5 protein-coding genes are annotated in these 6,153 nt (G+C 63.5%); 2 read left to right on the forward strand and 3 right to left on the reverse strand.

Going from position 1 to position 6,153, the window contains the following annotated elements:
• Positions 1–72: 72 nt before the first annotated feature.
• Genes AB5Z20_RS09685 through AB5Z20_RS09695 form a run of 3 tightly spaced genes read right to left on the reverse strand, consistent with a single transcriptional unit; the run spans position 73 to position 3,321 of the window.
• Positions 73–786: a DUF6580 family putative transport protein gene (locus AB5Z20_RS09685; RefSeq protein ID WP_368157155.1), complete on the reverse strand. Its 714-nt coding sequence runs from the start codon at positions 784–786 to the stop codon at positions 73–75.
• 4 nt (positions 787–790) lie between these two features.
• The gene (locus AB5Z20_RS09690) at positions 791–2,434 is read right to left on the reverse strand and encodes an ABC transporter ATP-binding protein (protein WP_368157156.1); all 1,644 of its coding nucleotides are present in this window, start codon (positions 2,432–2,434) and stop codon (positions 791–793) included.
• Complete coding sequence (locus AB5Z20_RS09695) at positions 2,434–3,321, reverse strand: energy-coupling factor transporter transmembrane component T (protein WP_368157157.1); 888 nt, start codon at positions 3,319–3,321, stop codon at positions 2,434–2,436. Before AB5Z20_RS09695 ends, AB5Z20_RS09690 begins: the two co-directional genes overlap by 1 nt.
• Positions 3,322–3,520: 199 nt before the next feature.
• Here AB5Z20_RS09695 and glmU point away from each other — a divergent pair, with 199 nt between their 5' ends.
• Together glmU and AB5Z20_RS09705 are read left to right on the forward strand one after the other, a co-directional pair.
• Positions 3,521–4,933, forward strand: a complete 1,413-nt coding sequence (gene glmU / locus AB5Z20_RS09700) for a bifunctional UDP-N-acetylglucosamine diphosphorylase/glucosamine-1-phosphate N-acetyltransferase GlmU (protein WP_368157158.1) — start codon at positions 3,521–3,523, stop codon at positions 4,931–4,933.
• A 192-nt stretch (positions 4,934–5,125) separates the two neighbouring features.
• On the forward strand, positions 5,126–6,112 hold the full coding sequence (locus tag AB5Z20_RS09705; protein WP_006235790.1) for a ribose-phosphate diphosphokinase: 987 nt from the start codon (positions 5,126–5,128) through the stop codon (positions 6,110–6,112).
• Positions 6,113–6,153: the final 41 nt, after the last annotated feature.

The following is a 6,153-nucleotide window of genomic DNA, read 5'->3' on the forward strand; positions in this document are numbered from 1 at the left end:
CAGCCCCGTAAACCGGCATAGTTTTGATATGACACCAAGGCAATATTGATTCTCGCCCCGGCGCAACCGCCATTACAGCCCGTACTTCACGACGACACGGTTAATGCGACGGCACCAAGGCTTGTACAAGGCGGCCAAGAACACGCAGGTCGCGAGGCCGTGCGTGATATCGAACGGCACCGCCGTAGCAAGACGCGCTACGGCGCCTGCCCAGGTGAGCGGCTGCACAAAACCGATGATGTCATACGCGTTGATCACGACGCCATACAGCAAGCCCGAGGCAAAGCCATACGCCAACAGCGCCGGCATTCGCACGGTTCCATCGGCGCGATCAAACGCGCCCGCATGCGCCAGCGCGCCGCCAACATAGCCAACCAGACCCCAGGCATACATCTGCCACGGCGTCCACATGCCCTGTCCAAAAAAGAAATTACTGGTCAGTGCCGCCAACGCGCCGACCATAAAACCATTGCGACGGCCAAGTGTCGCACCCGCGATAATGGCGATAGCGCTCACGGGCTTAAAATCGGGAATGGGCCCAAACAGGATGCGCCCCGCCGCGGCCAGCGCCGCCAGAACCAGCGTGGGCATAATCTGGCGCAGGCCCGGGCGCGAGGTCTCGTAGCCCGCAAAGAACAGTGCGAGCACGAGCGTCACTACAACCAGCATGGCAAGCGCCGCCTGCTCAATGCCCGCCAGCAACGCCGCAGTCATCACTGCCGGTACCGCCAACAACAGCGGGATCTCCATTTTTGCGAGTAGGCGCGAGGCGCGATGATCCGTCATCCCATCACGCCCTGTAGAACACGTTGTCGGCAAAGAAATCTGCCGGAGGCTCCATACAGGCGATCTCGCCGTCGAACATCATGGCGACGTCGTCGGACACCTGCTCGGCAAAGTCTAAGTCGTGCGCGGCAATGACGACGGTGCCGCCGGCCTGCGCATGCTCGCGCAGGGCTCGGGCGATAATGCAGCGACTTGTCAGATCAAGGCCCTTGGTGGGTTCATCAAGCAGCAGCAGCTCCGGACCAATCAACAGCAGCTTTGCCAACGCAAGCAGCTGGCGCTGACCGCCCGAAAGATCGTACGGGTGACGCGCCTCCAAGCCCGCCAGACCCAGGCGCGCTGTCTGCTCCTGTGCTGCGGCCTCGTCGTATCCGCAGGTCGAAGCCCATTCCATCAGCTCGTCGCGCACCGTTTCGGCGACCAGCAATGCCTTGGGATTCTGTGGCAGCAGCGCCGCCGAGGCCGCCCCACGCACCATGCGGCCACGCTGCAGCTTAGCCGTCTTGGCCAGCACCGAGAGCATCGTCGACTTGCCGCAGCCGTTTCCGCCCACGACCGCATGCACCGCGCCGGCCGAAAACGTCACATCGAGCCCGCGCAGCACCCAACCGCCCGCGCGATCGTAGCGAAACCAGCCTTCCGACAGGGTGGTAGCCGACCCGCCGTGCATTTTTTGGAGTATTCTGCCTCCATCCGTGCGCGGGAGGGCTTCCGAGCCGTTCTCGAGCGACGTTTGCGCCACAAATTCGGACGATTTGTCCAATTCCAAACTTTTTTTCGCGCTCGATACGTCCCCGGGTGGCTCCAGAGAGCCCAAATTGTCCTCACGCCTGCTGAATACTCCGTTTTTTGCACATCGGATGGCACCCCACCCCAACATGTCATCGGAAAACAGCGATTCTCGGCGCCCCAAAGAAGCCATATCCGCCACCTCGCGCACGCGACCGCCCTCAATCCGGTACGCACACGTCGCATACTCGAGCATCGGCCGCGGTTGATGCGTAGCCACAACAACCGTGCAGCCCAGTTCACGGTTCACGCGAAACAGCGCGTGCAGAAAATTCTTCTCGGCAACGGGATCGAGCTGAGACGTGGGCTCGTCGAGTAACAGCACGCGCGGACGCAGCGCCAGAACGGCGGCAAGCGACAGCAGCTGCTTGCGGCCACCCGAAAGCGTATCGGTATCGCGATGAAGCCAATCCTCCAGACCAAAGAAATAGCTGGTCTCGGCAACACGGCGGCGCATCTCGTCGCGCGACACACCCAGATTCTCTAGGCCAAACGCCATCTCGTGCCACACGGTCTCGCACACAATCTGGTTTTCGGGATCCTGGAACACGTAGCCCACGCGCTCCGCAGACGCGGGCACGTCCATGTCGGCAACGTTCTCGCCCAGCACGAGCAGTTCGCCAGCGCGCTCGCCCGCCGGAGCAATCTCGGGCTTGAGCAGCGAGAGCAGCGTCGACTTACCCGATCCGGTACCGCCGACAAGCAGCGCAAATGCACCTTGGGGAACAGACCAGTCGAGCCCCTCGAGCACCGCAGCATCAGCCCCGGGGTAGGCAAAGCTCAGGCTCCGCACCTCAATCGCCGGCATATCCGGGCCGCACGCCGCGCCCGACACCGGGCCCCTATCCAACCGAGCCATCAGCCAAACCTCTTCTCATCGATCGCATGCAACACACAGGGCAGCACCATCCAGACAGCGTACACGACATAGCCCAGCCACGGCGCGGGCACCGAAAGCTGCGGGTAAAACGAATACTGCGTTGTCGCGGTCCATGCCACTGCCACCGCGGCGGCACCAAACAGCGCAAGCCCCACCAGCGCGGCAGCGTCGCCGCGCCCCAGCCGATACCGCGCGTACGTCGTGCGACGCGTCGCGGCGCCCCACCCGCGCGAGCGCATGGCATCCGCGCGCTCAAGCGAATCTTCCATGCCCCAGCCCATCAGCACGCTCGATGCCCGCAGGCGCGAACGCACGGGATCGGTGGGCGCACGCCCCGGCACATCGACCGCGTCCTGCACCGCCAGCACCGTGCGGCCGCGGCGCAAAAACTGTGGGATAAGCCGCATGCACATCGAGATCATGAGCGCGATCACCGGCGCGGCGTTGCCCAACAGTGCGAGTACCTTGTCGTATTCGAGCATCGACGCCGCGGCCTCAAACCACAGCACGCTCGCCACAAACAGTCCGCCCATGCACAGGCCGTAAACCATGCTCTCTAGATACACCGCGCGCATGCCAATACGAAACAGCTCGGTCGAGCCCGATGCACTAAACAGCGGATTGACCAGCGCGATAATCAAAATCACCGGCAGCTGCCAGCGAAGTGCGCCCATCGTGCGGGCAGCCCCGCGCGTCGCAAATCCATACGCCAGCCCGCCTGCGAGCGACAGCGCAATCAGCACCGGCTGCATCGAGAACATGGTGAGCCCCAGCGTCAACACAATATAGAGTGCCGGCATCGCCGGATGCGACATTGAAAATGCCCCCACGGGCTCGGCGCCCGAACCCTCTCGCATGTTGTCCATAGGCATCCCCGCCCTCCCGCCAAATCACCGACGCCGAAGCACTGCCGGCACCGCCCGCAAGCAGCGCAAACACCACGCCGGCGGCAGCGACATCGGCCGTCGCACACCAATCGCTACGCGCTCATCATATGCCTGCGGTATCATATTGCGCCGTGTATCGTTTCCAAACACACGTCTCTATAACGTAACAGGAGATCACATGGACGCAACCGCAATTATCCTCGCTGCCGGCGAGGGCACCCGTATGAAGTCGAACCACTGCAAGGTTTCGCACAAGATCCTGGGTAAGCCCATGGTCCAGTGGATCGTCGACGCCACCATCAAGGCCGGCTGCAGCCGCGTCGTGGTCGTCATCGGCAGCCACGCCGACGAGATGCGCGCCCTCATCGACGGCGCCTACGCCAACAGCGCCACCAAGGTCGAGTGCGTCGAGCAGACCGAGCGCCTGGGCACCGGCCACGCCGTAAAGGTCGCGCTCGAGGCTTGCGGCATCGCGCAAGGCCCCGTCGTCGTGCTCAACGGCGACCTGCCGCTCATCACCGCCGACACCATCGCCAAGTTCGCGCAGACCGTCGCCACCGGCGAGCTCGCCTGCACCGTCATGACCATGACCCCGCCCGATCCCTTCGGCTACGGTCGCATCAAGCTGGGCGCCGACGGCCAGATTGAGCGCATCATCGAGCAGAAGGACTGCACGCCCGAGCAGGCCGCCACGCTGCTCGAGTGCAACGCCGGCTGCTACGCCTTCGACGGCGCGCAGCTCGCCGCCCACATCAACGAGATCGGCAACGACAACGCGCAGTCCGAGTACTACCTGCCCGACATGCTCGAAATCCTCAAGGGTCACGGCCAGGCAGTCTCCATCTTCCACTGCGACGACTACCGCGACGGCCTGGGCGTCAACAGCCGCATCCAGCTCGCACAGCTCACCGCCATCGCGCGCGACCGCATCAACGAGCACTGGATGGCCGAGGGCGTTACCTTCATCGACCCCACGCAGGCCTGGATCGGCCCCGATGCCGTCATCGGCCGCGACACCGTCGTGTGGCCGCAGACGCATCTGATCGGTCACGTCACCGTGGGCGAAGAGTGCCAGCTCGGCCCCAACAGCCGCCTCACCGACACCACTGTCGGCAGCGGCTGCATCATCGATGAGACCATCGCCATCGAGGCCGTCATCGAGAACGGCGTCGACTGCGGCCCGCGCGCCTACCTGCGCCCGGGCACCCACATGCTCGACGGATCCAAGGCCGGTACGCACGTGGAGATTAAGAAGTCCACGATCGGCGAGGGCTCCAAGGTGCCCCACCTGTCCTACATCGGCGATACCACCATGGGCTCCGGCGTCAACGTGGGCGCGGGTTCCATCACCTGCAACTACGACGGCGTCCACAAGCACAAGACCGTCATCGGCAAGGATGCCTTCATCGGTTCCGACACCATGATGGTCGCGCCCGCCCAGATTGGCGACGGCGCACTCGTGGCCGCCGGCTCCGTCATCACCGAGCCGGTCCCGGCCGACGCACTCGGTCTGGGCCGCGCCCGTCAGGTAAATATCGAGGGCTGGGCCGCCGATTATCGCCGCCGTCTGCACGAGAACGACGAGGTATAACGTTTTACCAAGCACAAAAGGAGCTGTTCCATGAGGACGGCTCTTTTTTCTATCGTGACCTGCGCGACCGGATGAGTGGTCGGTTCGTGTCCGTTGACGGTAAAGACGTTATCAAGACTCGATAAACCCCGTCGCGCGGTTACAATGCAACAAGGCATCTATATGGCATTCGATGTATAAAGGAGAAGGGTAATGCCGATTAATGATCCCGAGAAGTCGGAGAATATGCGCAAGTCCATCCGCGTGTATTCCGGTTCCTCCAACCGTCCCCTCGCTCAGAAGATCGCTGAGTACCTTGGGGTCGAGCTTTCGGGCCTTACGCTAAAGCAGTTCGCCAACGGTGAGATTTACGCCCGCTACGACGAGACCGTCCGCGGCGCCGACGTCTTCCTGATTCAGTCCGTGGCTGGCGGCAACGTCAACGACATGCTCATGGAGCTGCTCATTGCCACCGACGCTGCCAAGCGCGCATCCGCCCGCTCCATCACCGCCGTTATCACCCACTACGGCTATGCCCGCCAGGACCGCAAGGCCGGCCCGCGCGAGCCCATCACCGCCCGCCTCGTCGCCAACCTGCTCGAGCGCGCCGGTGTCGACCGCATCATCACCCTCGACCTGCACCAGGGTCAGATCCAGGGCTTCTTTGATATCCCGGTTAACCACCTGTCCGCACTGCCGCTGTTTGGCCAGTACTACAACGACATGCACTTCGACACCGACAACCTGGTTGTCGTCTCCCCCGACGTGGGTCGCGCCAAGGCCGCCAAGAAGCTGTCCGACATGCTCGGCTGCGACCTGGCCATCGCCCACAAGGGCCGTCCGCGCCACAACGCCGCCGAGGTCATGGGCATCATCGGTGACATCAAGGGCAAGACCTGCGTCATCAACGACGACATGATCGACACCGCTGGCACCCTGTGCGCCAACGTCAAGGAGCTCAAGGCTATGGGCGCTGGCGACATCTACGTCTGCGCCACCCACGGTATCTTCTCCGGTCCGGCCATCGAGCGCCTGAACGACGCCCCGATCGTCGAGTGCGTCGTCACCGACGCCATTCCCGTCGAGGTGGGCGGCAAGATCAAGACCATCTCGGTCGCCGAGGAGTTCGCCCAGGCCATCTCCGCCGTTTACCACGAGGAGCCCGTCTCCACGCTCGTCGGCGGCGACTTCGCGCTGTAGTCGCTCGACCCTCGCATCCCTCCGGAAGCCCCGGACACGCC

This window comes from Collinsella aerofaciens (genome assembly GCF_040910245.1).
In the GTDB taxonomy this organism is placed as follows: Bacteria; Actinomycetota; Coriobacteriia; order Coriobacteriales; family Coriobacteriaceae; genus Collinsella.